23 protein-coding genes are annotated in these 25,034 nt (G+C 70.5%); 6 read left to right on the forward strand and 17 right to left on the reverse strand.

The window, feature by feature from the left end; translation table 11 throughout:
• Positions 1-8: 8 nt before the first annotated feature.
• The 8 genes from ACS5PM_RS08780 to ACS5PM_RS08815 form a co-directional block, all read right to left on the reverse strand.
• Positions 9-1,352: an outer membrane protein assembly factor BamB family protein gene (locus ACS5PM_RS08780; protein ID WP_439387220.1), complete on the reverse strand. Its 1,344-nt coding sequence runs from the start codon at positions 1,350-1,352 to the stop codon at positions 9-11.
• The gene (locus ACS5PM_RS08785; RefSeq protein ID WP_439387221.1) at positions 1,349-2,143 is read right to left on the reverse strand and encodes a hypothetical protein; all 795 of its coding nucleotides are present in this window, start codon (positions 2,141-2,143) and stop codon (positions 1,349-1,351) included. Before ACS5PM_RS08785 ends, ACS5PM_RS08780 begins: the two co-directional genes overlap by 4 nt.
• Positions 2,144-2,297: 154 nt before the next feature.
• Positions 2,298-3,155, reverse strand: coding sequence for a GNAT family N-acetyltransferase (locus tag ACS5PM_RS08790; RefSeq protein WP_439387222.1), 858 nt, complete (start codon positions 3,153-3,155; stop codon positions 2,298-2,300).
• 20 nt (positions 3,156-3,175) lie between these two features.
• Positions 3,176-3,697, reverse strand: a complete 522-nt coding sequence (locus ACS5PM_RS08795) for an O-acetyl-ADP-ribose deacetylase (protein WP_439387223.1) — start codon at positions 3,695-3,697, stop codon at positions 3,176-3,178.
• A 34-nt stretch (positions 3,698-3,731) separates the two neighbouring features.
• Positions 3,732-4,235, reverse strand: coding sequence for a GNAT family N-acetyltransferase (locus ACS5PM_RS08800; RefSeq protein WP_439387224.1), 504 nt, complete (start codon positions 4,233-4,235; stop codon positions 3,732-3,734).
• A 5-nt stretch (positions 4,236-4,240) separates the two neighbouring features.
• Positions 4,241-4,840, reverse strand: coding sequence for a DUF4337 domain-containing protein (locus tag ACS5PM_RS08805; RefSeq protein WP_439387225.1), 600 nt, complete (start codon positions 4,838-4,840; stop codon positions 4,241-4,243).
• Positions 4,841-5,007: 167 nt separating this feature from the next.
• On the reverse strand, positions 5,008-6,612 hold the full coding sequence (locus tag ACS5PM_RS08810; RefSeq protein ID WP_439387226.1) for a flavin monoamine oxidase family protein: 1,605 nt from the start codon (positions 6,610-6,612) through the stop codon (positions 5,008-5,010).
• A complete protein-coding gene (locus ACS5PM_RS08815) occupies positions 6,609-8,180 on the reverse strand; it encodes a polyamine aminopropyltransferase (RefSeq protein WP_439387227.1) in 1,572 nt (523 codons plus the stop codon). The genes ACS5PM_RS08810 and ACS5PM_RS08815 overlap by 4 nt, the downstream gene beginning before the upstream one ends.
• 46 nt (positions 8,181-8,226) lie before the next feature.
• On the opposite strand from ACS5PM_RS08815, the gene ACS5PM_RS08820 reads away from it, so the two are divergent.
• On the forward strand, positions 8,227-9,204 hold the full coding sequence (locus tag ACS5PM_RS08820; RefSeq protein ID WP_439387228.1) for a phytanoyl-CoA dioxygenase family protein: 978 nt from the start codon (positions 8,227-8,229) through the stop codon (positions 9,202-9,204).
• A gap of 278 nt (positions 9,205-9,482) precedes the next feature.
• Here the strand turns inward: ACS5PM_RS08820 and ACS5PM_RS08825 are convergent, their stop codons facing one another.
• From ACS5PM_RS08825 to ACS5PM_RS08835, 3 genes are read right to left on the reverse strand one after another with little or no spacing between them, the layout of a single operon-like run.
• Positions 9,483-9,707 (reverse strand): DUF350 domain-containing protein, encoded by a 225-nt coding sequence (locus ACS5PM_RS08825; protein ID WP_439387229.1) that lies wholly within the window; start codon positions 9,705-9,707, stop codon positions 9,483-9,485.
• 11 nt (positions 9,708-9,718) lie between these two features.
• The gene (locus ACS5PM_RS08830) at positions 9,719-11,362 is read right to left on the reverse strand and encodes a DUF4178 domain-containing protein (protein WP_439387230.1); all 1,644 of its coding nucleotides are present in this window, start codon (positions 11,360-11,362) and stop codon (positions 9,719-9,721) included.
• A gap of 17 nt (positions 11,363-11,379) precedes the next feature.
• Positions 11,380-12,429 (reverse strand): SPFH domain-containing protein, encoded by a 1,050-nt coding sequence (locus ACS5PM_RS08835; protein ID WP_439387231.1) that lies wholly within the window; start codon positions 12,427-12,429, stop codon positions 11,380-11,382.
• An 89-nt stretch (positions 12,430-12,518) separates the two neighbouring features.
• On the opposite strand from ACS5PM_RS08835, the gene ACS5PM_RS08840 reads away from it, so the two are divergent.
• Entirely contained in the window at positions 12,519-13,802 is a 1,284-nt protein-coding gene (locus ACS5PM_RS08840) for an FAD-dependent monooxygenase (protein ID WP_439387232.1), read from the forward strand.
• Positions 13,803-13,816: 14 nt separating this feature from the next.
• Here the strand turns inward: ACS5PM_RS08840 and ACS5PM_RS08845 are convergent, their stop codons facing one another.
• From ACS5PM_RS08845 to ACS5PM_RS08865, 5 genes are all read right to left on the reverse strand, one after another.
• Entirely contained in the window at positions 13,817-15,196 is a 1,380-nt protein-coding gene (locus tag ACS5PM_RS08845; protein WP_439387233.1) for a tetratricopeptide repeat protein, read from the reverse strand.
• A 131-nt stretch (positions 15,197-15,327) separates the two neighbouring features.
• A complete protein-coding gene (locus tag ACS5PM_RS08850) occupies positions 15,328-15,894 on the reverse strand; it encodes a GNAT family N-acetyltransferase (protein WP_439387234.1) in 567 nt (188 codons plus the stop codon).
• A gap of 11 nt (positions 15,895-15,905) precedes the next feature.
• The gene (locus ACS5PM_RS08855; RefSeq protein WP_439387235.1) at positions 15,906-16,577 is read right to left on the reverse strand and encodes a 3-keto-disaccharide hydrolase; all 672 of its coding nucleotides are present in this window, start codon (positions 16,575-16,577) and stop codon (positions 15,906-15,908) included.
• A 14-nt stretch (positions 16,578-16,591) separates the two neighbouring features.
• On the reverse strand, positions 16,592-17,218 hold the full coding sequence (locus ACS5PM_RS08860) for a gluconate 2-dehydrogenase subunit 3 family protein (protein WP_439387236.1): 627 nt from the start codon (positions 17,216-17,218) through the stop codon (positions 16,592-16,594).
• A gap of 4 nt (positions 17,219-17,222) precedes the next feature.
• Complete coding sequence (locus ACS5PM_RS08865; protein WP_439387237.1) at positions 17,223-19,037, reverse strand: GMC family oxidoreductase; 1,815 nt, start codon at positions 19,035-19,037, stop codon at positions 17,223-17,225.
• Between the two features lie 136 nt (positions 19,038-19,173).
• Here ACS5PM_RS08865 and ACS5PM_RS08870 point away from each other — a divergent pair, with 136 nt between their 5' ends.
• The 4 genes from ACS5PM_RS08870 (at position 19,174) to ACS5PM_RS08885 (ending at position 23,553) form a co-directional block, all read left to right on the forward strand.
• Positions 19,174-19,620, forward strand: coding sequence for an SRPBCC family protein (locus tag ACS5PM_RS08870; RefSeq protein ID WP_439387238.1), 447 nt, complete (start codon positions 19,174-19,176; stop codon positions 19,618-19,620).
• Positions 19,621-19,666: 46 nt separating this feature from the next.
• Entirely contained in the window at positions 19,667-19,945 is a 279-nt protein-coding gene (locus ACS5PM_RS08875) for a PepSY domain-containing protein (RefSeq protein WP_439387239.1), read from the forward strand.
• A 7-nt stretch (positions 19,946-19,952) separates the two neighbouring features.
• Positions 19,953-20,510 (forward strand): cytochrome b/b6 domain-containing protein, encoded by a 558-nt coding sequence (locus ACS5PM_RS08880; RefSeq protein ID WP_439387240.1) that lies wholly within the window; start codon positions 19,953-19,955, stop codon positions 20,508-20,510.
• Between the two features lie 529 nt (positions 20,511-21,039).
• Positions 21,040-23,553 (forward strand): hypothetical protein, encoded by a 2,514-nt coding sequence (locus tag ACS5PM_RS08885; protein ID WP_439387241.1) that lies wholly within the window; start codon positions 21,040-21,042, stop codon positions 23,551-23,553.
• Positions 23,554-23,756: 203 nt separating this feature from the next.
• Here the strand turns inward: ACS5PM_RS08885 and ACS5PM_RS08890 are convergent, their stop codons facing one another.
• Positions 23,757-24,929, reverse strand: a complete 1,173-nt coding sequence (locus tag ACS5PM_RS08890) for a choice-of-anchor tandem repeat GloVer-containing protein (protein ID WP_439387242.1) — start codon at positions 24,927-24,929, stop codon at positions 23,757-23,759.
• Between the last annotated feature and the right edge of the window lie 105 nt (positions 24,930-25,034).

Consider the following 25,034-nt stretch of genomic DNA (forward strand, 5'->3'; position numbering starts at 1 on the left):
GTCGTGCGTTATTCCAGCGCGTAGACCCGGCCGTCGGCGCTGCCGACGTAAATCGTGCGGCCGACCACCAGCGGCGTGGAGAAGAACGAGCCCAGCGCGGATTGCTTCGCCGCGCCTATGGCCATCGCATCGTGCCAGCCGCTCGGATAGAGCATCGGCGAGTTGAAGCGGCGCTCGCTCGTCAGGCCCCAGCCGGCGTTGACGCGCGCGGCCTCGGTCTGGAACTCCCACAGCAGCGCGCCGCTGCCGGCGTCGCGGGCCTGCAAGCTGCCGTTGAGCTCGCCTTGCAGCAGCACCCCGCCGGCCAGGCTCGGCGAGGCGAACATGTAGGCACTGGCCTGCTGCTGCCAGACCGGCTTTCCGGTGGCGGCCTCCACCGCATGCACCAGGCTGGAATCGGAGGTTGAAAAGTACACCCGCCCGGCCTGCACCGCCGGCGAGCTGATGACCCAGCTCATCCCGGTGGAAAAGCGCCACCTTTCCTGCCCGCTCTGAACGTCGAACGCATAGAGGTTGGCGTCCCGGCAGCCGGTGTAGACGGTGTCGCCCACGACAGCGGGTGAAGACTGGAAGCCCTGCTGGTTGGCCATCAGCGGATCGAGGCCGGTCTGGGCGTGCCAGAGCTCGCGGCCGCTGGCGGCGTCGAGCGCGTAGAGCTTGCCGTCCCAGCTGCCGACGAAGACGCGGCCGTCGGCGTAGGCCGGCGAGGCGTGCACCACGTCGCCGGTGGCGAAGCGCCAGCGCAAGGCGCCGCTGGCCGCCTCTACCGCGTAGACGTGGCCGTCGCCGCTGCCGAAGATCACCAGCCCGCCCGCCACCACCGGGCTGGAAAGGTAGACGTCGAACGGGTCGGAGAAGGTCTGCGTGCTCGGGCGCATGCCGTGCAGGCCCTTGGCCTCGAAGCGGCGCTCGCCCCCGGTGGCGAACTTCCATTGCAGCTCGCCGGTGGCCGCGTCCACCGCATGCAGGCGGCCGTCGTAGCTCACGACGTAGACCCGGCCCCCCGCGACGGCCGGCGAGCCGGACACCGGCCCGCCGGTGCGATGCATCCAGCGCTGGCGGCCGCTGGCGGCATCGATGGCGTAGAGGTTGCCGTCGTCGCTGCCAACGTAGACGGTGCCGTCGGCCCAGGCCGGCGAAGAGACCACGCGGTCGCCGGTCGGGAAGGTCCAGCGCACGTGCGGCTGAACACGCGGCGCCTCGCCGGCCTGCACGCCGGTGTGCGCTGCATCGCCGCGGAAGGTGGATTGCGCGACGGCCGGGCCCCAGGCGATGGTGAGGCCGGCCGCGGCCAAGGCCATCAGCGCCACGGTGAGCACCGGGCCGACGAGATGGGTGCGGCGCAGCGTCATGTGCCGCGTCCGGACGCCGAGGCACCGGCCGCGGCCGGGCCGACGCGCTGCAGCTTCACCGCCGCCTCGAACGGCCCTTGCAGCACGAGTCCGTCGAAGGTGCCGGCCGCGCCATCCCAGCGCCCCTCCAGCCGCAGGCCAGCGGCACTGGCTTCGAGGGTGACGAAACGCTCGCTCGCCGCCACCCGGTCGACCACCAGCTGGCTGCGGCGCTTGCCGACGATGAGCAACTCGCCGGCCGGCGCGGTGGCCGGATCGGCCCCGGCCGGTGGCGGTGACAGCGTCAACGTGACTTCGCGCGGCACTCCGCCGAGTTCGTAGCGGCCACGCCAGGTGCCGGCCAGTGCCGGCGGCAGCGGCGCGCGGGGCGGCGGCGAATCGACTTGCGCCTCGCCACTGCGCCGCAGGCTGGCGGTGGCGCTGTGGCCGCCTTGCCGGAAATCGCCCTCCAGCCGCCCGTCGGGCAGCATGCGCAGCGCGAGCTGGGTCGGCAGCTCGCTCGGCGGGCCGCCGAGGGCGTTCGCCAGGCCGGCCTGGACGGCACCATCGGCGCCGACGCGCAGGTCCTCCAGCGCGGCGCCCTTCACGCCCCGGCCCGGCAGCGTGACCGAGCCGGTCCAGCCGCCGGCCGCGCTGGGCGACAGGTCGAGCACGATGGGCAGCGGCGCCCCGGGGATGCGGGCCTCGCCCTCCCACCGGCCCGCCGGGCTGGCAGGCGCCGCGCAGGCCGCCATCACCGACCAGGCGGCCAGGGCGCCGAGCTGTCCACGCATCGCGGTTGGCCTTCTCATGGACCCGCAGCGTAGGCCGGTGCCCGGCACGCCGGCGGGGGCATGCGACGAATCCGGCAGGCCGTGGAGCGAAGCCGCCCGGGCGCTGCGCCAATCGGGCCCGGCCTTCGCGCGAGACTGTCGGCCGTGCTGTTCGGCCGTTAGCGCAGCCGCCTCACTCCAGCGTCCGGCGCATCAGCCACTGGTGCATCGGCTGCGGCACGAAGCCGGCGCACTCCAGCGCCTGTCCGCCGAGGTCCGGCCGCTGCAAGGCGGGCACTCGCAGGGTGCGACCGGGATACCGCGCCGCCAGCGCCTCGGCCAGCGCCTGGGCGTCGGCCTGGGCGGGCCCGTCATCGATCAGGCTGTGCACGACGACCGCCGCGCCCGAAGGCTGCTCGGCGAAGACCATCTGCGCCGAGCCATGCCGCCACGCCTGCAACGGATGACTGCCGGGCGCGGCGGCGGCCGCGACGCGCAACACCGGTGCGGTCACCTGCAGGGGCAGGTCGGCAATGCGTGCTTCGGCCTCGGCCAGCCACGACCAGGCGGCCTGCAAGGGCACCGCCTCCACGGCCGGCCCCGGCGCTTGGGCGGCCGGGGGGCGCTCATAGCCCATCAGCGGATGGACGACGTCGAAACCACGCCCGCGGTACAGGCGCCAGGCTCGTTCATTGGCCGCGAACACCTCCAGCTCGACGGTCGCCAGCCCGGTGCCTGTCGCGCGGCCGATGAAATCGTCCAGCAAAGCCGCTGCGACCCCGCTGCCGCGGGCGGACGGCCGGGCGCCCATCGTGGCCAGCCGCCAGCGCCGGGTGGCCGGCCGCGGCGCCACGAGGGCGAAGGCGGCCAGCTCGCCCCGCACCACGGCGGCCCGGCTGAGCGCGAGGTCCACCCCCTGGCGCGCGAGAAAGCCAGGCCACTGCGCCAGCGAGAGGACGAAGGGCCCGATGAGGTAGTCGCAGAAGGCCTCGGTGAAGGCCGCGTGCCATTCGGCCGCAGGCACCTCGTCGCCGCGGCGAAGGCTCGGCAAGGCGGAACTGCCGGGCATCGTCAGGCCGACGCACGGAGCAGCGACTCGTACACGGCGAGGTCGCCGGCGGAAAAGCAGCAGAAACTCAGATCCTGCCAATCCGCATGAGTCGGCTCGGCCAGGGCCGCGCGCACCGTATCGATGGCCAGTCGAGCGGCCGGCTCCAGCGGGTAGCCGTAGATGCCGGTGCTGATGCAGGGAAAGGCGATGCTGCGCGCGCCGGCGGCAGCGGCCACCTCCAGCGAACGGCGATAGCACGAGGCCAGCAGCTCCGGCTCGCCCTCGCGGCCGCCGCGCCAGACCGGGCCGACGGTGTGCACGACCCAACGGGCGGGAAGGCGGAAGCCGCGCGTGAGCTTGGCATCGCCCGTCCGGCATCCGCCCAGCAGGCGGCAGGCGGCCACGAGCTCCGGCCCGGCGGCACGGTGGATCGCGCCGTCCACTCCGCCGCCGCCGAGCAGTGAGCTGTTCGCGGCGTTGACGATGGCGTCGATGGACAGGGTGGTGATGTCGGCGCGAAGCGCCCTCAGCGTGGCGGCCATGCCGGGCAGTATCCCGCGGCAGCGACGACCCTGTTCAGCGCCAGGTGCGTTCCAGCCTGACCATTGCGGTGCCGGTGGCGGGATGGTCGCCGCGCTCAGCCTCGGCGTAGCCGTGGCGAGCGTACAGGGCGATGAGCGGCGCGTTGGTCGCCGAGGTCCAGGTGCAGACGCTCGGCACGCCGTGGGAGCGGAGCCACTCCTCGCCGTGCACTAGGAGGGCCGCCGCAACCCCGTGGCGGCGCCACGCCGGAACGACGTAGGTGGTGGAGAACAGGCCGAAGCGCTGGCCCACGACATCGGTCTCGATCCGCACGATGGTGTGGCCCACGACACCTTCGCCGGCCGCCTCCGCCACGAAGACCTCGCCGGTGCAGGCGGCGGGATCGAGGTGCCAGCGCACGCGATCGCGCAGCCAGTCCAGCGTGTAGAGCGCGCCGCCGACCTCGTTGCCCTCCACCTCCATCAGGGTCAGGCGCATGCACTCGGCCACGCGCTCGATCTCGTCCGGCGCGTCGCGATCGATGGGGCGGATGCGCATGGCCGTCAGGACAGCAGGCTCACCAGCGTCCCCGGGTGGATGGCCCAGCCGGCCAGTCCGGCCAGGCCCATCAGCACGCCGAAGCCCGTGGGCACCAGCGCCATGAAGTACAGCGGCCACAGCTGCGTGAGCGCGGTGACGGCCAGCATCGCGATGGCTATGGCCAGCAGCGCGTCGCACAGGTCGAACTGGTCGTCGCGGTAGTTCAGTGCGTCGTAGTGCCGCTGGTCATCCTCGGCCTGGCCGCGCAGCGCCTCTTTCTTCTGCCCTTGCTCGGTGGCCAGCTGCCGGTAGCGGGCGATGGCCTGGTCGTACGCCGCCGCTTGCGACGCGCCGGACGCCGCGGGCCGGGCCAGCTCCAGCTGCGTCACCGTGGTCTCGGCCACCTCCTGGCGCAGGTTGCGGGCCTGGTAGTAGGCCCAGTGGTCGATCTTGTCGGCCTGGGCCTGCTGCATGGCCTGCACGATGTTGTCGTCCTTGACCTTGCAGATGCCCATGAAGGTGGCGAGTACCGCGACAGTGACGGCCACGGTCGCATTCAGCCGCGTGCTGCGGGCGGCGGCCTCGACGGCCTGGTCGACGAGGTCCTGGGGATCGGTTTCCATGGGGGCGCTTCGAGGGTGTCGGCGCGATGCTAGCGCCGTGAAACCGGACAGCCGTATGCATCGCGTTAGGGAAACGGCCGCCTCGGTGGACGTGCCCGCCAGGCCCTGGTCCGCACCCGCGAGAAGCTTCCGGCGGCCAGTCAAGGTGCGCCGGGGGTCTCGTGTGTTCACGCTCCGGCGACGGCCCCTAGCGTGAACGCCTCCTCGAACACCGAGTAGCCGCTCAGGTCGGCATGGGCAAAGGACAGGCGGCCACGCATCGCGCGCAGAGCGGCAAGCGCCGGATCGCCGCGCGTGCCGGGCGTGGGGATGCGCATCGCGTGGCCGTAGCGCATGAGGTCGACCCGAGTCACGCGGTGGGGAAGGTCAGGGTGCAGGGTGGTGGCGAGGTCGGTGATCACCCGCAGCGCCCACTGCGAGGCGCTGTCGTTCAGCAAAGCAGCGCGTCGCGCTTCGGGCAGCGCGTGGTAGGCGGTGAGCACGGTCGCGCCGCGCACCGGGTTCAGCGACTGGTGAGTGGCGTCCACGTAGCCGAGCGCGGTGGTCGATCCGGCAGGCGCGAAGGCCACGTTGTCCCAGCTCGGCGGGGCGCCGGGGCGGTCGATGAGCGGCGAGTCGAGGTGCAGGTTGGCGACGAGCCAGGGGGCATAACGCGCTTGTGAAACGGCATCGAGCAGCGCCGCGGGCGGTTGGGCAAACACCCGGGCCGCGATGGAAAGCGGCAATGCGACGACCACGCGCGGTGCGATCCAGGCCTCCGCCCGCTGCGCCTGTTCGTTCCAGGCCAGTACGCGGACCTCGTGGCGCTCCTCCTCTATCCGCAGCACGGTGCGGCCGGTGTGGATGCGCTCGGCGTTCGGCGCGGCCAGCCGCCGCGAAAGCCAGCCGTTGCCCTCGGGCCAGGTGAACACGGGGTTGTCGTCGCCGCCTTCTTCGCCCGGCGCGTGAAAGCCGTGGCGGCTGGCGAAGTAGTGAACGCCGGCCCAGGCCGAGACGGCTTCGAGGCCCGCGCCGTAGTCGTCGCGGCAGCTGTAGTCCAGATAGGCCCGCAGGGGCTCGTCGGCGAGGCCTTCGGCCACCAGCCAGGCCGCGAAGGTCTGGCCATCGAGCGCGGCGTGGCCGGCTGTCCAGGGCGCGCGCCAGGTGGGCAGGCTGAAGCCCAGTTCGCGCTGCAAGGCCGACACGCGTTCACCGAAGCGGCGGTAGCGGGCGAGCGAGGCGGCGCCGGCCGGCGGGGGCAGCAGGCCGTCCTGCCAGGCGCCGTCGATGAACAGGCGCTCCTGCGGGCTGTGGCAGAGATGGCGCTCGTCGGGCACGCTGCTGCGGCGCAGCGGGTCCAGGCGCAGCAGGCCGATCTCGTGCAGCCACTCGCTCACCTCGTGGGCCTGCGGGCCGGGCAGCGGCAGGTAGTGCGCCCCGAGCGGGCAGTCGAGGCCGGCCATCCGGTGGCCGCGGCTGTTGCCGCCGGCTTCGTCCTCCAGCTCCAGCAACTGCGCGTCGGGCACGCCGGAGCGGACCAGCCCGCGCAGCGCCGACAGGCCCGCGATGCCGCCGCCGATGACCAGGGCGCCCGCCCGGAACGAGGCCAAAGGCGTGGGCAGGCTGCCGGACTTGCCGCGCAGGCGGTGGCCGCGCTCGTGGCTGGCACCGACCCAGCGCGCCGGCGGCTCGCCACGCTCGGCTTCACGGTCACACCCGGTCAGCCAGCCGCTCGACGCCGCCAGGCCGGCTCCCAACAGCAGCCTGCGCCGCCGCAGCCCCGCCCTCGTCATTGGTGCACCTGGCCCCACTCCTCCTCGAAGGTGCGCACCAGCACCTGGTTGGACAAGCGGTTCGGCTCGGCGGCGACACGGGCCATGTCGGGCGGGAAGTCCATCAACGCCTCCAGGCCGGACAGCGTGAGGAACTTCAATCCCGGCGGCAGCGCGGCCGGGCGGTGCCAGGGCCGGCGGCTGGCGATGATGAAGCCCCATTCGCCGAAGCTTGGAACATGGGCGTGGTACGGCGTCGCCGTGAGGCCCACCGCTTCGACGGTGGCGGCCACCGTCCAGAAGCTCTTGCGGGCGATCAGCGGCGAGGTGGTCTGGATCACCGCATAGCCGCCGGCGGCCAGGTGCTGGTCGACGAGGGCGTAGAAGCTCGTCGTGTAGAGCTTGCCGAGGGCAAAGTTGTTCGGGTCGGGGAAGTCGACCACGATGGCGTCGAACAGCTCGTCCGGATGCTGCTCCAGCCAGCCGAAGGCATCGGCATTGACCACCTGCACCTTCGGGCTGGACAGCGAACCGTGGTTGAGGGCGGTGAGCAGCGGATCATGGGTGAACAGCTCGGTCATGCGCGGGTCGAGGTCGACCAGGGTGACGTGCTCGACAGACGGGTACCTGAGGATCTCGCGCACCGCCATGCCATCACCGCCGCCCAGCACCAGCACGCGCTTCGGCGCTCCCTGGGCGGCGAGCGCCGGGTGCACCAGCGCCTCGTGGTAGCGGTACTCGTCCCGGGAGTGGAACTGCAGGTTGCCATTGAGGAACAGCCGCACGCCGCCGGCGCCGCGGGTGACGACGATGCGCTGGTAGGCGCTGGATTCGCGGATCAGCACCGACTCGCCGTAGAAGCGGTCCTCGGCCCAGGTGGTCAGGTGATCCGACGCCGCGAAGGCCGCGGCCAGCACGGCGACGACCGTCGCGCAGGCCATGGCATGCGCGCCGAAGGCTCGCAGCTCGCGGCGAAACATCAGCAGCGCCCAGGCCGCCACCGCGGCATTGAGCAGCCCGAAGAACAGCCCCGTGCGGATCAGGCCCAGATGCGGCACCAGCAGCAGCGGGAAGGCCACGGCCACGACGAGGGCGCCGAGGTAGTCGAAGGTGAGCACCTGCGCCACCAGGTCTTTCAGCCCGTATCTCGCGCTGAAATGCTGCTTGAGGATGCGCATCACCAGCGGGATCTCGAGACCCACCAGCGTGCCCACCAGCCCCACGCCTCCATACATCAGCGCCCGGAACGGCGCCACGCTCGCCGCCGGCAGGCTGGCATGCGCGGCAAACAGCGCCGCCGGCATCAGCCCCCCCGCCAGGCCCACCATCAGCTCGATGCGCAGGAACTGGGCGATGAGCTGCCGCTCGATGAAGCGCGACAGCCACGAGCCCACGCCCATCGCCGCCAGGTAGGTGCCGATGACGGTGGAGAACTGCAGCACCGAGTCGCCGAGCAGGTAGCTGGCCAGCGCGCCGGCGGCGAGCTCGTAGACCAGCCCGCAGGCGGCGATGACGAAGACCGAGCCCAGCAGCAGGATTTCGGCCGGCTGCACGCGCGAGGCTGCGGGTTCTCCCGTGGTCTCAAGCATGGGGATGGGGCTTGGCATGCCAGCGGCCAGCGGTTAGCGTCGGCCCATGGCGCAGCGCTTGGTCCCGCCCCAGCCGGCCCACGCGTCCGCGGGGTGGCATGACGCATGGCTGCGCTGGCGCATAGAGCGCGCGCACGAGCTGGCCCGGCGCCGGCGCGAGCAGCTGCTGCACTGGCTGGATGGCGTGGACTCGGCCACCTTCGCCCGCAACGGTTTCGTGGTCAAGCGCCAGGTGCTGCCGCCCGACCAGTTCGAGTCGCTCAGTCAGCAGGTCCAGTCGCGGCGCGGAACGGCGCGCGAGATGCTGATGGGCGACACGGTCACCCGCCACATCCCGGTCGACGAAGCCTTCCTCGCCGCCGCACCCAGCCTGGCCGCCCTGCTGCAGGGCCGGCTGTGGAACGGCCTCACTCGCTACGTCGCGGCCAGTCGGCGCGCGCCGCAGGCCTATGTACAGACCGTCGTCACGCACACGCGGCTGGGCGTGCGCGACCCGCAGACCCTGCTGCACAGCGATGCCTTCGCGCCGACGATGAAGGCCTGGTACTTTCTCAACGAGGTCGGGGACGACGACGCACCGCTGTGCTACGTGCCCGGCTCGCATCGGCTGACGCCGGCGCGGCTGGCCTGGGAGCTGCGGCAGGCCCAGGAGCACGCCGCGCACCCTCCGGGCAACGGCCAGGCGCCCAAGCCCAACGGCCTGCCTCCTGATCCTCGCCGGGTCGACAAGTCCGAGCTCGCGTCCATGGACCTGGGCCTGCCGGCCCGGCTGATCGTCCCGGCCAACACCTTGATCGTGGCCGACACCTTCGGCTTCCACAAACGGGCGCAGGCGCGGCACCCGACGATGCGCGTCGAGCTCTGGGCCGGCAGCGGCACCGCCGCCGCGCACGACGACGGCTGGCTCGACCGCCTGCGCCCCGGCACCACGTGGCACGCCCGCGGCGCCCTGCCCGCCGCCGTCCTGCCGCACTGGAAGGCCCAGGACGCCACCTGCGAAGATCCACGGCGCGGCGCGTATTGAGCGAGGGGTCTGCCCTCGCTCAATACGCGCCTTTGGCGAACGTTCGGCTCCCCCGAGCCCCCTCCAAGCGGGGGCTCCAGCCAGTTCGACAGCACCTCCCGGGCCCTCCTCCAAGAGGAGGGTTCCAGCAAGACCGACCAAGGGCACGGCCCCTTCGTCATTCATGCCAGTGCCTCCCTCTTGGAGGGAGGCTGGTGGGAGCCCACTGCATGCTGGAGCCCACTCTCGGAGGGGGCCCGGGGGAGCCCATGGACGGCTGCGCACGCAGCTATCCACGGCTAGCCGTGGATAGCTGCGGCGACGATCAACCCGATCGACAGGCACATCGAGGCGACCACGATGGCCAGGGCCATGTTGCGCTTGCCGACGATCTCGTCCCACAGGTCGTAGGGCGTGATCTTGTCGACGATGACGAAGCAGATCCAGAAGATCGCCACGCCTATCAGCGCGAACAGCATCGAGCCGAAGAACACGGCCGGCTTCAGCCACTCGATACCCATCATTTGCTTGCTCCTTACTTGTGGCCACCGCCACCACTCGAGAAGCCGCCGAAGGAGCCGCCGCTCGAGCGGAAGCCTCCGGAGGCATGGTTGCGTCGGCACTGTTGATACTCGTTGCTGGATTCGCCGAAGCTGGCCTTGACCTCGTCGCAGTCGTCGCCGGTGCAGCGCGACATCAGCACGATGACCACGATCACGACGACGAGGATGATCACGCCCTGGCTGAGGCCGCTGCCGCCCGACCTGGCCGTGCCCAGACCGGACAAGGGCCCGGCATCGCGCGAGAACCCGGCCTGCTTCCCGGGGGCGATGCGGAAGGCGCTGGCCACGGTCGCCGCGTCCATCGCCTGGCCGAGCGACCAGACCACCTCGCCTGCGGTGGACTCGCGCGCGAGCTTCGCGCCCCGTGGCCCGTCATAGTCGGTGACCTGGGCCTGCTCCTCGCGCCGCACGCGCCAGTAGAACTCTCCCTGCACCCAGGTCACCTTGGCGGCATAACGCCAACGTTCGGTGAACGAGGTTTCGCCGACCTGGGCGCCGCGCCCGGTCACCAGCGGCGCGCCGGTCATGGGCCGCACCCAGCTCCAGCCGTCCTCGGCATCGACCAGGAAGGCGAAGCCCGCCGTGCGGTGGTAGAGCAGGTACTCGCGCCAGAAGGTCTGCTCGTCGTCGTCACCGGCGCCCGGCAGGTCGCAGCGCTCCATGTAGCCGACGACCGTCCAGTCCAGCGGCCCTTCGGCGCCCAGCGACAGCCGCCCGGTCGAGCCCAGCGGGATCTGCGGCTGCAGGCCGCCGGGGCCGGAGTTGTTCTGCGCGTAGTGCGCGAGATCGCCGCCCACGCCCTGCGAGAGATCGACCACCGCGCGGCACTGCGGGCAGCTCATCGACTGGGTGGTGGCCAGCGTGGGCGCGAGCGCGGCGCCGCAACTCGGGCAGGGAACCGAGCGTCCGGACAGCGTCTTCTCGCTCGTCTCCCGCAGGCCGCTCAGGCTCAGCTCGGCGAGCGCGACGGAGCGGCCGACCGACCAGCCCGTGTGCGCGGGATCGGCGTAGTCCAGCGTGCCGACCTCGCCGCCGGTGCTGCGCAGGTCGGCGACGACGAACTCGCCCTCGAGCTTCGGCGGCCGCGGCAGCTCGCCTTCGGCCGCCAGCAGCTTCGCGCGAACGACCGAGGCGACGCTCCAGGCGCTGCCCGCCACCAGGCGGCGCTCGCCGGCATACAGCTCATCGGCCAGCGGCAGCTCGGGCGGCGCCGGCACGATGTCGAAGGCCAGCACGTAGGCGCCGTTGTCTTCGCTGAGCCAGCCCGAGCGCGGCGTACCGTCGGCCCCGGCCGCGTCGAACAGGAGGTGCCACTCGTTCCAGGTGCCGTCGGCGTAGGCGTACTGCAGCCGGCCGACGACGGTGAACGAGACGCCCTGGTGGCGCCCGCGCACGCCGAGCTGCAGGGGCGAGTGATCGTCGAAGAGTTCGGCCGAGACGCCGATGCGGCGCAGCGCCTCGCCGTCGCGCACGACGGTCGAGCGGCAGAACGAGCACACCGCGCTGGCCGACGCGGCGGAGGCGAACTCGACCGGCGCGCCGCAACCCGGGCACGCGGCCCGCCAGGCCCGCTGCGCGCGCGGCGGCGGGCCGGAGTTTGGTGGCTCGTTCGCCAAGATTCAGCGCGTGCGGGCTAGGTGAGCTTCTTCAGCAGCTCGGCCTTCTTCGCGCTGAATTCGTCGTCGGTGAGGATGCCCTTGGCCTTCAGGTCGGCGAGCTTCTCGATGGTCGCCATCACCTCGTCGGGCCTCAGCGGCACGGCCGCCGGTGCGCCGCCCGGCGGGGGCATCTGCGCGGCCCCGGCGTTCAGGCCCTGGCCCAGCTGGTTGGCCATCATCTGGCCCAGCGCGACGCCGGCGCCCAGGCCCATCGCATCGCCCGCGATGCCGCCGCCGCCCTGCCCGGCCGCCTGGGCCAGGTTGGGGATGGCCTGCGCCGTCTGGTACTGCATGAACTGGCCCATGTTGGAGCCCACCATGCCCATGCCGATCTTCTGGTCGAGGATCTTCTGCAGCTCCTCGGGCAGCGACACGCTTTGCAACTGCACGCCCTCCAGCTTCAGGCCTATGGCCTCGAAGGCCGGCGCCGTGGCGACCTGCAGCTGCTTGGCGAATTCGACCTGGTTGGCCGCGAGATCCAGGAAGGGGATGCCGCTGGCGGCCACCGCATCGCTGATGTGCTGCAGCATCAGCCCGCGCAGCTGGCCGTCGAGATCCTCGACGGTGTAGCGCTCGCGCGTGCCCGAGATCTCGGTGTAGAACAGCTTCGGGTCGGCGACGCGGTAGCTGTAGTTGCCGAAGGCCCGCACGCGCACCGCGCCGAAATCCTTGTCGCGGATGGTCACCGGCTGCGCGGTGCCCCAGCGCTGGTCGACCTGCTGGCGGGTGCTGAAGAAGTAGACGTCGCTCTTGAACGGGCTCTGGAACAGCTTGTCCCAGTTCTTCAGGTAGGTGAGCACCGGTAGCGTCTGCGTCGTCAGCTTGTACATGCCGGGGCCGAAGACGTCGGCCACCTTGCCCTCGTTGACGAAGACCGCCATCTGGCTCTCGCGCACGGTGAGCGAGCCGCCGTACTGGATCTCGTTGCCGGCCATCGGGTAGCGCCAGGCCAGCGTGCCGTCGCCGCTCTCGGTCCACTCGAGGATGTCGATGAACTGTTTCTTGATGAAATCCATCAGGCCCATGGTGACGAGGCTCCGGCGAAACGCCGGCTCGCTGCCGGCGCGGCCAATAATACGCGCCCGCCTGGTGCCTGATTTGCCTGGGAGACCCCATGCCGGACAACGCTGCCGCCGCTGATCCCGCCCCCCTTTCCGTCGACCACGGCGCACCGCTGCCAGCCCCTGCCGCCACGCGGCTGGCGGTCATCGGCGCCGGCCCCGTCGGCCTGACGCTGGCGCTGTTCGCCGCGCGCCTGTGGCCCGAAGCGTCGATCACCGTGTTCGACGCCCGGCCGCCCTCGCTGGACGTGTCGGCCGACCCGCGCACGCTCGCGCTCAGCCTGGGAAGCATCCAGCTCCTGCAGCGGCTGCAGGCGTGGCCCGCGGCGCAGGCACAGCCGATCGTGCAGGTGCACGTCTCGCAGGCGCCGCCGACGCTCACCGGCGTGCCCATCCGGCCGGAGCTCACGATCCGCGCGCTCGACGAAGGCGTGCCGCAGCTGGGAGCGGTGCTGCGCTACGGGCAGGTCGTGGCGCCCTTGCAGCAGGCCTGGATGCAGGAGTGCGAGGCCGCGCCCTCGCGCTGCCAGCTTCGCCTGGGCACGCCGGTGGCCGCCGTCAAGCCCATGGCCGGCGGCGCGGTCGAGGTGGATGCCGGCATCGCCGAGCCTTTCGACCTGGCGGTGATCGCCGAAGGCGGCGTGTTCGCCGACCAGCCGCGCAAGAGCCTGGCCCGCGATTACCGCCAGACCGCCTGGGTCGGCAGCGTCGAACTCGAGGTCAGCGGCCGCCCCACCGACGACCCGCCCGGCACGGCCTACGAGCGCTTCACGCGCCATGGCCCTGTGGCCCTGCTGCCGCTGCCGCGCGAGGCCGCCGACGCTCCGAACCTGCGCCGCGCCGCGCTGGTCTGGTGCGTGCCGAGCGACGACGATCCGGTCGCTCCGCTGGACGATCACCAGCGCGGCGTCGTGCTTTCGACCCTGCTGCCCGAGGGCGCGGGCCGGCTGCGGGCGCTCGGCCCGTTGAAGCGCTTCACGCTGGGCCTGAATGCCGAACGCACGCTCGTGCAAGGCCGTCAGGTGCGCATCGGCAATGCCGCGCAGACCTTGCACCCGGTCGCCGGCCAGGGCCTGAACCTGGGGCTGCGCGATGCCTTCACGCTGGTCAGCGGCCTGAGCGGGGCCCCCTCGCTCGACGCCGCGCTGCGTCGGGTCGAATGGTCACGCGCCCCCGACCGCTGGAGCATGATCGCCGCGACCGACTTCCTCGCCCGCAGCTTCACCTGGCAGCTGCCCGGCCTGGCCGCGCTGAGGGGCCTGGGGATTGCCGCGCTGCAGGCGATGCCGCCGGTCAAGTCGGCGCTGGCGCGGCAGATGATGTTCGGGCGGCGTTGAGGGCACCCGGCGACTCAGGAGGCCTTCTCGTGCGGCAGGTCGGCGGCCGGCTCTTCGGCCGAACCCGACCACTGCGCCAGCCGCTCGCGTCGCGACACGGTCTCGGGATGCCGCGGGCCCAGCGTTCGCTCCGCCAGTTCGAGCGAACGTTGCAGCCACTGCATCGCACCGACCGGCTGGCCACCGGCCGCCAGGGCCAGGGCGAAGCGCTCCATGCGTCGGGTGGTGACGGGATGGTCCGGCCCCAGCGTGCTCTCGGCCAGCGCGAGGGCCTGCCGATTCAGGGAGATGGCCTCGGCGTAGTGCTCCTGCGCGGCCTGCACGTCGGCCAGCTCCGCCAGCGCCAATACCGGCGCGGCCGGCTCGTCGCGAGCGATGTGGTTGGCCAGCTGCAAGGCATTGCCTGCAGCCCGCAGGGCATCGTCGGGCTGGCTCCGCAGCCGGTAGCAGCGGGCGAGCAGGCCGAAGGTCTCGGCGGCGACGCGGACCGTCGCCTTCGGGCCCAGCAGGCCGGCGGCGCGCACGAGCACGGCCGAAGCCGCCTCGGCCTGGCCAGCTTCGAGCAGGGCATCCGCCCTGGCATTGAGCAGGCCGACGAGCCCTGCACCCTGGGCGCCGTCGATCCGCTCGGCGGTCTCGATGGCCCGCTGCCAGGCCTCGGCCGACTCCGCGTGGCGGCCCAGGCCGCCGAGCGCGACCGCCTCGGCACCGACGTACAGGTCCTTCAGGTCCGCATCGCGGTCGCCCGCGGCCGCCACACGGGCCAGCTGCGCGCGCGAGAAGGCCAGCATCTCGTCGTAGCGGAAGGTCTGCTCCTGCAGGGACACGAGCTGCTCGACCGACGCCATGCGGGCCGGCGCATCCAGCGCCACCACCGGGTCGACCGCTTCGAACGCGCGTTGCGCCAGCGGCAGCGCAGCATCCAGTCGTTTGTCATGGGCGAGCTGCGCGGCAGCGGCCAGGTCGGCCCGCGCGCCGGCGAGCGCGCGCCAGCTCGCGTCCAGCCAGGCAAGTGCCTCGCGCCAGGCCGCCGCGGCGGCGCCCCCGCGGGCGATGAGGCTGTTCAACTCGCGCATGGGCCCGGCGCGCCAGGCGGGCCCATCGAGCCCTGTCGCCAGCACGGCGCGGTAGTGCACCAGGGCGGCCTCCCGCTCGCCCGCCATCCACAGGGCGTGCCCGAGGCGGACCACGTCGGCCGGCTCGCCGGCGCCCAGCTGCAGCGCGGCCTCGCAGGCCGATCGGGCGCCGGCAGCCTGCCCGTGCGACAGGCGCTGCCAGCAAGCCGAGGCGGCCTCGGCGTGGGTGCGGGGGATGGCGGTCGCCCACGTGGCAGGCGCGGTGGACAAGCCAGCCAACAAGCCGGCAGCACAAGCGATGAGACGGGGGGACTGCATGGGTCTTCCTGGTGCCGGATGAGCGCTGCGAGATGCTAGTCACCGGATCGCCGATCCGCCAGTCTCGCGAAGCACCCCGTGTCGATGGCGTGCATGAGGTCACGCCGCGGCGCCTGCCGTGCCTGGGGATCTCAGCGAGCCGACGAGGCTCGCCAGGCCAGGGCTCCGAGCTTGAACAGGCAGTGAGGCCGCACCGGGTGGCCCTCGGGCACGCCGGGGTGGTCGAAGGTGAAGCCGGTTTCGGCCAGGCCGATGCGCCGCATCACCGCCTGCGAGCGCAGGTTGGTCAGCGCGGTCATCGAGACGATCTCGTCCAGCCCGATGCGCTCGAAGCCGGCGGCCAGCGCGGCGCGCGCCGCTTCGGTCGCGAAGCCCAAGCCCCAGTGCGCATGGGCCAGCCGCCAGCCGATCTCGACGCAGGGCGAGAAAGGCAGGTCGGCCCGCGGGATGCTCAGGCCGGTGAAGCCGATGAACTCGCCCGTGTCGCGACGCTCCAGCGCCCAGTTGCTCCAGCCGCGCTCGGCGAAGCCGGCGATGCATGCGTCGATCGAGGCTTCGCTGCGCTCCGGCGGGATGAGGCCGGGAAAGTGCTCCATCACCCGCGGGTCCTGGTTCAGGGCGGCGAAGGGCTTGCGGTCGGCTTCGCGCCACAGGCGCAGCCTGAGCCGAGGGGTTTCGAGTTCGATCGGCACGGCCATGGTCAGCGCCCTCAGGGCAGCAGCCGCACCTTGATGTTGCGGTAATGCACCTCGCTGCCGGGGTCGTGGCCCTGCAGCGCGAAAGTGCCGCTGCCGATGAGGCGCTGCTCCAGGCCCTTGGGGCGCGGCGGATTCGGCTCCTCGGTGTAGTCGACGATGGTCTTGCCGTCGATCAGCGTGACGACGTGCTTGCCCTCTACGCGGGTGGTGAGCGTGAACCAGCGGCCGTCAGGCACCACCACCGGCTCGAAGTCCTTGATGCCCCAAAGCCCGCCGGTTCGGCTGGTGTCGGAGTGCGAGTTGTTGACCTGCACCTCGTAGCCCACGCTCGGCCAGCCCACCTCCTGCCAGCGGGTGTGGAAATACACGCCCGAGTTGGCCTGCGGGAAGGTCATCACGTCGAGCTTCAGCTCGAAGTTGCGGAAGTCGTGGTTCGCCACCGGTCCGACGTAGAACAGGTGCGAGCGGGGGCCGCGCACGACGATCATCCCGTCCTTGACGCTGAAGCTGCCCGGCGCATCGCTGGCCCGCCAGCCATCGAGCGAGCGGCCATCGAAAAGCAGTTGCCAGCCGGCGGCCCGCTCGGCCGCGGTCAGGGTGTTGGGCGCATCAGCGGGCATGGGATCGGCTCCGAAGGCGGTGGCGGCGGGCAGCAAGGAAAGAAGCAGCAGGCGACGGTTCATCGAGGTCCTCGAAGTCAGGCGAGGCCCACCAAGCGGATCACCTCCGCCGGCGGGCCGTCGAAGCGCTCCAGCGGCACGTTGCCGGCGAAGCCCAGGTCGGCCATGCCGGCCGGCGTGGTGTAGAAGCCGCCGCCGGTCAGGTCGCGAAAGCGGGCGAAGAAGGTCGCCTGGGCCGCCCGCTCGGGCGCCGCCTTCTCGGCCCAGCAGATCTCGTCGCAGATCGCGCGCTGCTGCTCCACGCTCGCGCCTGCAAAGTCGTGCTCGAAGCGGCGGCGGCTCTCGCCATCCAGCCAGGCCAGGCCCTGGCGGATCATCGCCTTGTCCTTCACGTGCCGCGGGTACGGCGCGCTGACCCACTCGTCGATGAAGACGTGCACCTGCAGGTCGGCCGCACTTGGCGAGCGTTCGTCGGCCGGAATGATGAGGGCGCACAGGGCGGCGGCGCAGCGGCGCTCGACGGCAGTGAAGGTCAGGGGCCAGAGCTCGCCGGCGCGGTAGGTCTTCACCAGGTCCGGGTCCGTGCCGATGCCGGCGTGTGCATCGCGGCGGGTTCTGGTCGGCCCCACCGCGGCCGAGGTCCACGCCGGCCCCCCGGCCGCCGCCGCGGCCAGCATCCATTGCATCGACTCTCGTCTGTCCATGGCTTCACAGCTCCTTGCGCTTCAGGCGCTCGACGATCCGGTCGGCCGCGCGCCAGGCCAGCGCCATGATGGTGAGGGTGGGGTTCTTGTCGGCGTTGGAGCAGAAGGGCGCGCCGTCGGTGAGGTAGAGGTTGTCGACGTCCCAGGTGCGGCACCAGGCATCGGTGACCGAGGTCCCGCGGTCGCGGCCCATCATCGCGCCCCCCACCTCGTGGATGATCGAGCCGCCGGGCGCGATGGCCTTGGCGCCGTCGAGCTCGGGCCCTTCCTTCAGTCGCCCGCCCATGTCGGCGATCAGCTCGGCGAAGGTGCGCTGCATGTGCGCCGCCTGCCTCGTCTCATGCTCCGACCATTGCCAGTGGAAGCGCAGCACCGGGATGTCGAAGCGATCCTTCGCCTTCGGGTCCAGCTCGCAGCGGGAATGCTCGTTGGGGATCATCTCGCCGCGGCCCGCCAGGTAAACGAAAGAGCCGTAGTAGCGCCGCACATCCTGCTTGAAGCGCGTGCCGTAGCTGCCTTGCGTGAGCCATTCCAGCCCGTTCGCGAGACCCGGGCCAGGCATGCGGCGGCCGACGCCGATCTCGATGTGATAGCCCCGCGCGAAGCCCAGGCCGCCCTCGGCCCAGCGTGCCCCTTGCTTGCCATACAGCCACCACGGCGTGTAGACGTGGGCGCCGCCGGCGCCATCCTCGTTGTGCGGCGGCAGTGCCTCGAGCCACGGTACCTGGCCGACGAGGTCGCTGCCCACCGTGTCCATGATGAAACGCCCGACGCGGCCGCTGGAGTTGGCCAGGCCGTCGGGATGGTGCGCGGACTTCGAGTTCAACAGGATGCGCACCGACTCGCAGGCGCTGGCCGCGAGGACCACCACGCGAGCATGCGCCGCGAGGTGCCGGCCGCCGGTCTTGTCGACGAAGCGCACGCCCGAGGCGCGGCCGCGCTTGTCCAGCGTCACCTCGTAGGCGTGGGCATTGCAGAGGATGTCGAGCTGGCCCGTGGCGAGTGCGGGCGGCAGGTGGACGGACGGGCTCTGGTAGTTGGCCGCTATCGAGCAGCCGCGGCTGCAGGGCGTGGCCCAGAAGCAGGCCGCGCGCTCGCGCATCGCCTGGGCGAGGATGCGCTGCGCGCGCGGGTTGCCGGGATGCAGCTTCGCCGGGATGTTGACGTGGTCCAGCGCCCGAGTGAGCACCGCGCGGTGGATGGGCACGACGGGGATGCCCAGCTTCGCACCGTGACTGGCCAGCAGGCGCTCGCCCACCCTCGCGGCGGGCGGCGGCAGCAGGCAGCCCTCGGGCGAATCGGGCGTGTTCTCCAGGCCTTCGTTCGAGCCGTACACGCCGATCAGCATCTCGACCTTGTCGTACCAGGGCGCGAGGTCCTCGTAGCCTATCGGCCAGTCGAAGCCCAGGCCGTCGCGCGAGAAGGGCTTGAAGTCGTAGGGGCCGTTGCGCAGCGCGATTCGGCCCCAGTGGTTGGTGCGGCCGCCCAGCATGCGCGCACGCCACCATTCGAACTGACGGCCTTCTTCGGCCGAGGCGTTGGTGTAGGGCTCCCCCGGCACGGTCCAGCCGCCGTCGATGGTGGCGTCGTAGAAGCCGAAGGGCTTGTCCGGCGTGTCCGCGCCGCGCAGGGGAGCGCTGGCGTAGGTCTGGAACATCGGCGTCTCGGTGCGGAAGTCGTAGGCCCGGCCGGCCTCCAGCATGAGCACCTTCACGCCCTCCATCGCCAGCGTGTAGGCCGTCTGGCCGCCGGCGGCACCGGAGCCGACCACGATCACGTCGTAGTGGCGTTGCAGCGTACGCGGGGTGACGAACGGCATCAGCGGCGCCCCGGGGCGATGAAGATGTCGGCGAGTTTGACAGCATTGCCGGGCGCCATGTCGATTGGCGGCCCGCTGGTTCGTCGTCAGGACAGGCGCGCCGATGCGGCGCTACCACCCCCTGAAAGAAAACACCATGCCCACCGGCACCGTCCGCCTGCACCGCGTCCTGCGCTCCAAGCCCGAGCGCGTCTACCGCGCCTTCCTCGACCCCGCCGCCATGGCCAAGTGGCTGCCGCCCTACGGCTTCACCTGCACGGTGCACCACATGGAAGCCCGGGTCGGCGGCAGCTACAGGATGTCGTTCACCAACTTCTCCAGCGGCAACGGGCATTCGTTCGGCGGCACCTACGTCGACCTGGTGCCCCACGAGCGCATCGCCTATACCGATGCCTTCGACGACCCCCACCTGAAAGGCGAGATGCGCACGACGATCACGCTGCGTGAAGTCTCCTGCGGCGTCGAGCTGGACATCGTGCAGGAGGGGCTGCCGGAAATGATCCCGGTGGAGATGTGCTACCTCGGCTGGCAGGAGTCGCTGGCGCAGCTGGCCCAGCTCGTCGAGCCCGAGATCCCGGGGTGAGGCCTGCGGCTAGACTGGCCTCCTCCCCCGACGCCTGAGGACTCCCATGAAGCACCCTATCCTGGCCGCCGCCTTGAGCCTGGCCGCTGCCGCCCTCCCCATCACCGCCTCGGCCAAGGCCGACTGCACCGCCCACCCCAAGGCCGAGTGGATGAGCGAGGCTGATGCCAAGGCCAAGATCGTGGCCCAGGGCTACACGATCAACAAGTTCAAGGTCGACGGCCACTGCTACGAGATCTACGGCAAGAACAAGGACGGCAAGAAAGTCGAGATCTACTTCGACACCAAGACGCTGGACGTCGTGAAGTCCGAGATCGAGAAGTAGCCTGCCGATGATCGAAGCGAACGGCCGCGTGCCCGTGTGGGACGCGGCCGTTCGCCTTTGCCACTGGGCGCTGGCGGCGCTCGTTCTGTTCGAGTGGTGGCGAGACGATGGCGACTACGTGCACCGCGTGGCGGGCTACGTCGCCGTGGGCGTGGTGGTGGCGCGGCTGGCCTGGGCCGTGCTGCGCCCGGGTCATGGCGGACTGAAGGACCTGTGGCCCTCCCTCGCGTCGACCCGTGCCTACTTGCGACTGCTCCGGCACGGGCGGCCACCGCGCTCACGAGGCCATGATCCTCTCGGCCTGTGGATGGTGTGGCTTCTGTGGCTGCTCGTCCTGCTGCTGGGCGTCACGGGCTGGATGACCCGGCTCGACATGTTCTGGGGCGACGACCGCGTGCAGGCCGTCCACGGCTGGCTGGCCGATGCGCTCATCGTCGCCGCCTGTGTGCATGTGGCGGCCGTCGTGGCCATGAGCTGGCTGTGGCGCGAGAACCTGCCCGCGGCGATGGTGACGGGGCGCAAGCGGCCTGTCGAGGCCACCGGTGACGAGGGTGGCCTACGCTGAGGTGATTGGGCTGTATGGCCGCTTCCTGCTGGACTCTGCGACAGCGCTTCGGGAGATGGCTGGAATCAAGGGACTGTCGAGCAACTGGCCCCAGTACAGCGCCGACTTCCGGCTCGAAACGCTTGTCGCTGCCGAGAGAAGCCTTGGGCCAGGCACCGGTAGTCCATCAGTGACTGTTGAAGACTGGGGACGGTCGCTCGAGCAATGACTCGCGCCGCACCGCAACGCGCTTTCACGAGAGGATTGAACGGCAACGATCGGCAGACGCTCGCGAAAACCTCGCGCCACGCGGCGAGCTTGCGCTCGAATCGCCAAGTAGTTGGCGGCGGCGATGGAGGCAGTCCGTACAGGCGAGCCCTTCGGAGATCCCCGCACGGCTTCGTACTTGCTGTTTCTCGCGAAGCAAGCAGCCCGGACCATAGGCAAGGTTCTGTGGCGGCCCGAGTCATGAAGCTGACGCAGACCGACTCCCTTCCAACTCACACTTTCCGGACCCAACGCTCCGAGCGCGTCAGGAACAGCCCATCTCATGAACGTCTCTGTCAATAGCTTCAAGCCTTCCGCACCCGTTGGCACCACCGATCTTGCGTCGCAAGGAAGGCTGACAGCTCGAGCGAAGGATTCCGCCGGCGTGTTGGCAAAGTACATGCACCAGAACGGGGTCGACACCATGACCCCCAATCAACTCGCGAAACTGGCTCGGAACGCGTCTGGAGACATTTCGCAGGAGGTTTCGAACGCAGCCCAATTCATGCTCTCGAATCCTGACATGTACGCACAAGTGGAAACGCGCGACGTGGCCGGCGCAGACGGTATCTCGGGGGTGAGCAATTTTGACTTTGCCGCTCGAAATGGCTTCCAGAGTGGTACGCCAGACTCGGCGCGGTCGTCCATGACGGAGCAGGCGGCGACGTCGGCCCTTGCAAATCACATGGAACAGACTGGCGTCAAGGCGTTGGATGCCGACGAGCTCTACCAACTGGCCATGCGGCCCGGGTGCCACGTGGCACCGGAGACCTCCGCCGCGGCGAAGTTCATGCTGAAGCACACGGATGTGTCCAAGGCGATCGAGACGCATGACGTGACGGGTGCCGACGGGAAACCGGGCATCGGCAACACCAAGGCGGCCGCGCGGGGTGAAGCCTCTGGCGTGAATGGTGCTGAGACGCGCGAAGCGAAGAATGGCGTGGCCGACATACTGCAGCAACTGCTGCAGGCCCTGACGTCCTCGGCGCCCGCGCAGCAGGCAAAGCCGATGGATGGCCGAAGCGCCGCGGGCGTGCTGGCTGAGCACATGAGCAAGCAGCCGCAAGATCAATTGATGACGCCGAACAAGTTGTACGCGCTGTCCACGAGCAAGGACGTGCCGCCCAAGGTCGCGGAAGCGGCGAAGTTCATGCTGAACAACCCGCAAGTGTTCCAGGCGATCGAGACACACGACGTGGCGGGTGCCGATGGGAAGTCGGGCATCGGCAACTTCCAGGCTGCCGCGCGGGGTGAAATCCCCGGGGTGAAGGGTGCTGGGGCGGGCGAAGCGAAGAATGATGTGACGGGCCTGCTGCGGCAGGTGCTGCAGGCCCTCACGATGCAGCATCTGCTGCAGGCCCTCCAGTCCTCGGCGCCCAAGCACAAGAATGGCATGGCCGACTTCATGCAGCAGTTGCTGCAGGCCCTCACGTCTTCGGCGCCCAAGCAGCAGGCAAAGCCGATGGACGGCCGGAGCGCCGCGGGCGTGCTGGCTGAGCACATGAGCAAGCAGCCGCAAGATCAATTGATGACGCCGGACAAGTTGTACGCGCTGTCCACGAGCAAGGACGTGCCGCCCAAGGTCGCGGAAGCGGCGAAGTTCATGTTGAACAACCCGCAAGTGTTCCAGGCGATCGAGACGCACGACGTGGCGGGTGCCGATGGGAAGTCGGGCATCGGCAACCTGCAGGCTGCCGCGCGGGGTGAAGTCCCCGGGGTGAAGGGTGCCGGGGCGAGCGAAGCGAAGAATGGTGTGGCCGACATATTGCAGCAACTGCTGCAGGCCCTGACGTCCTCGGCGCTCGCGCAGCACGCAAAACCGATGGATGAAGTGAAGCATAGTGTGGCGGACCTGCTGGGGCAGATGCTGCAGGCCATCACGATGCAGCAACTGTTGCAGGCCCTGACGTCCCCGGCGCCCGCGCAGCAGGCAAAGCCGATGGACGGCCGAAGCGCCGCAGGCGTGCTGGCTGAGCACATGAGCAAGCAGCCGCAAGATCAATTGATGACGCCGGACAAGTTGTACGCGCTGTCCACGAGCAAGGACGTGCCGCCCAAGGTCGCGGAAGCGGCGAAGTTCATGCTGGACAACCCGCAAGTGTTCCAGGCGATCGAGACGCACGACGTGGCGGGTGCCGACGGGAAGTCGGCCATCGGCAACTTCCAGGCGGCCGCGCGGGGTGAAGTCCCCGGGGTGAAGGGTGCTGGGGCGAGCGAAGCGAAGGATGGTGTGACGGACATGCTGCGGCAGGTGCTGCAGGCCCTCACGATGCAGCATCTGCTGCAAGCCCTCATGTCCTCGGCGCCCAAGCAGAAGAATGGGAATGGCGTGGCCGACTTCATGGAGCAGCTGCTGCAGGGCCTCACGTCTTCGGCCCCCGGGCAGAAGGCCAAGCGGATGGACGGCCGAAGCGCCGCGGGCGTGCTGGCTGAGCACATGGGCAAGCAGCCGCAAGGTCAATTGATGACGACGGACAAGTTGCAAGAGCTGTCCACGAGCAAGGACGTGCCGCCCAAGGTCGCGGAAGCGGCGAAGTTCATGCTGGACAACCCGCAAGTGTTCAAGGCGATCGAGACGCACGACGTGGCTGGTGCCGATGGGAAGTCGGGCATCGGCAACCTCCAGGCTGCCGCGCGGGGTGAAGTCCCCGGGGTGAATGGTGCTGGGGCGAGCGAAGCGGAGAATGGCGTGGCCGACCTGCTGGGGCAGATGCTGCAGGCCATCACGATGCATCAGCTGCTGCAGGCCCTCCAGTCCCCGGTTCCCACACAGAAGACAAAGCCAATGAACGGCTGAGGCGTCGCGGATGTGCTGTTTCGCAGCGATCGCACAGGCGAGCGTCCGGAAGGCGGCGGTGACCGTGACTACTGAGTTGACTGGCGACCGACCGGGTACGCTGCACCGCCGCCATTCAGCGCCCCCCGGCCTAGATGATCAGCGGCAAGCATCGCGGGCCACGCCATCGCCCTGTCAGCCGCCCACCCACTCAAGCGCGTGGTTCACGGCGCATTGAGCCGCAGCCTGTAGAGCATCCCCGAGCCGTACTGGCCGCCGAGGCCCCGGGCGCCGATCAGGTTGCCGTTCGGGGCCTCGATCAATGGCGCGCCGCTGGGCGATCCGTCGCGCGGGTAGGTGAACTTGGTCAGTTCCTCGTAGGCCGTGCCATCGGGCCGCACGCGATAGATGCCATAGCCCGTCGTCCCGTAGAGATGGCCATCGCTGGCCAGCAGCAGGCTGCTGTCGGGATTGCTGATGGTTTGCCGGCCGACGTCGAAGCCGTGCACCAAGGTGATCACGTGGGTGGCGGGGTCGAACCGGAAGACCGCGCCGCCGTCGTGCGGACCGCCCACGAAGTTGGCACCGTAGAAGGCGCCGTCACTGCCGCGAATCATGCCGCCCGCCGGGATGAAGCCGTGGATCGGCTGATCGAACATGGCGGCGAGCGTGGCACTTCCGTCCGATTCGATGCGGTAGATGGCCCACTGGTTCATGGCATAGATGCTTCCATCGTCGGCCAGGGTCACCGGGTATTCGGAGCTGGGCCCCGAGCCGAACGTGTGCAGCAGTGAAGCCGTGCCGTCGAGAGCCACGCGGAACATCGCGCCCGCGCCTGCGGCCTCGAAGCGTGTGGCGCCGATCAGGCGACCTTCACCGTCTTCGACGAGATGGGGCCGCAGGTAACAACCCAAGGGGCTGTCGTGCGAGAAGTCGTGCAGGACCTGGCTGGAGCCGTCGCGGTTGAGCCGCCGCACCTGGCCGCAGCCGCGGGGCTCGTACGCGTAGTCGTCGAGCATGATCGTGCCGTAGAGGACGTTGCCTTGCCGTGCGCCCAGCAGGGCCGACTCGCGGTTCTCGGCCAGTCGCACGATCGAAGTCCGGCCGTTGGCATGCAGGCGATAGACGGCGCCGACCATGTCCGGCGCGTCGGCGACGAGCGCGGTCAGGCCGTAGATCGCCCCGTCCGATGTCTTGGCGAAGGCGTAGGGGCTCTGTCCGCCCGTCTGCCGGGTCGAATCGAAGTCATGGATGACCTCATAGCAGCCGCGCATATCGCAGCGGCGGCGCGATTCGTCGGCGGCGAACGCGATGGGCACATGCAGGCAAGCGGCGACGCCGATGCAGGTCGCCCAGGCGGGCAGACGCCTCGGACCGGCGGAACGGGAGTCTTCCATTCGATGCTCCTCGAAGGGGCTTCGCAGTCGTCGTCTGCCACCGCCCGATGGTTTCCCGCCGCCTGCACGCTACAAGACGGATTCGCCGCCCGCAAAACGACATGG

The sequence above is a fragment of the Ideonella flava genome, assembly GCF_051857595.1.
Lineage (GTDB): Bacteria > Pseudomonadota > Gammaproteobacteria > Burkholderiales > Burkholderiaceae_C > Ideonella.

Bases quoted from the DNA above. Each gene is read 5' to 3' on its own strand.
- ACS5PM_RS08795 (WP_439387223.1), bottom strand. From the start codon at position 3,697: ATGGCCGCCACGCTGAGGGCGCTTCGCGCCGACATCACCACCCTGTCC.
- ACS5PM_RS08785 (WP_439387221.1), bottom strand. From the start codon at position 2,143: ATGAGAAGGCCAACCGCGATGCGTGGACAGCTCGGCGCCCTGGCCGCC.
- ACS5PM_RS08810 (WP_439387226.1), bottom strand. From the start codon at position 6,612: ATGACGAGGGCGGGGCTGCGGCGGCGCAGGCTGCTGTTGGGAGCCGGC.
- ACS5PM_RS08850 (WP_439387234.1), bottom strand. From the start codon at position 15,894: ATGGCCGTGCCGATCGAACTCGAAACCCCTCGGCTCAGGCTGCGCCTG.
- ACS5PM_RS08845 (WP_439387233.1), bottom strand. From the start codon at position 15,196: ATGCAGTCCCCCCGTCTCATCGCTTGTGCTGCCGGCTTGTTGGCTGGC.
- ACS5PM_RS08860 (WP_439387236.1), bottom strand. From the start codon at position 17,218: ATGGACAGACGAGAGTCGATGCAATGGATGCTGGCCGCGGCGGCGGCC.
- ACS5PM_RS08865 (WP_439387237.1), bottom strand. From the start codon at position 19,037: ATGCCGTTCGTCACCCCGCGTACGCTGCAACGCCACTACGACGTGATC.
- ACS5PM_RS08875 (WP_439387239.1), top strand. From the start codon at position 19,667: ATGAAGCACCCTATCCTGGCCGCCGCCTTGAGCCTGGCCGCTGCCGCC.
- ACS5PM_RS08885 (WP_439387241.1), top strand. From the start codon at position 21,040: ATGAACGTCTCTGTCAATAGCTTCAAGCCTTCCGCACCCGTTGGCACC.
- ACS5PM_RS08780 (WP_439387220.1), bottom strand. From the start codon at position 1,352: ATGACGCTGCGCCGCACCCATCTCGTCGGCCCGGTGCTCACCGTGGCG.
- ACS5PM_RS08815 (WP_439387227.1), bottom strand. From the start codon at position 8,180: ATGCTTGAGACCACGGGAGAACCCGCAGCCTCGCGCGTGCAGCCGGCC.
- ACS5PM_RS08805 (WP_439387225.1), bottom strand. From the start codon at position 4,840: ATGGAAACCGATCCCCAGGACCTCGTCGACCAGGCCGTCGAGGCCGCC.
- ACS5PM_RS08880 (WP_439387240.1), top strand. From the start codon at position 19,953: ATGATCGAAGCGAACGGCCGCGTGCCCGTGTGGGACGCGGCCGTTCGC.
- ACS5PM_RS08855 (WP_439387235.1), bottom strand. From the start codon at position 16,577: ATGAACCGTCGCCTGCTGCTTCTTTCCTTGCTGCCCGCCGCCACCGCC.
- ACS5PM_RS08870 (WP_439387238.1), top strand. From the start codon at position 19,174: ATGCCCACCGGCACCGTCCGCCTGCACCGCGTCCTGCGCTCCAAGCCC.
- ACS5PM_RS08840 (WP_439387232.1), top strand. From the start codon at position 12,519: ATGCCGGACAACGCTGCCGCCGCTGATCCCGCCCCCCTTTCCGTCGAC.
- ACS5PM_RS08825 (WP_439387229.1), bottom strand. From the start codon at position 9,707: ATGATGGGTATCGAGTGGCTGAAGCCGGCCGTGTTCTTCGGCTCGATG.
- ACS5PM_RS08890 (WP_439387242.1), bottom strand. From the start codon at position 24,929: ATGGAAGACTCCCGTTCCGCCGGTCCGAGGCGTCTGCCCGCCTGGGCG.
- ACS5PM_RS08820 (WP_439387228.1), top strand. From the start codon at position 8,227: ATGGCGCAGCGCTTGGTCCCGCCCCAGCCGGCCCACGCGTCCGCGGGG.
- ACS5PM_RS08800 (WP_439387224.1), bottom strand. From the start codon at position 4,235: ATGCGCATCCGCCCCATCGATCGCGACGCGCCGGACGAGATCGAGCGC.
- ACS5PM_RS08835 (WP_439387231.1), bottom strand. From the start codon at position 12,429: ATGGGCCTGATGGATTTCATCAAGAAACAGTTCATCGACATCCTCGAG.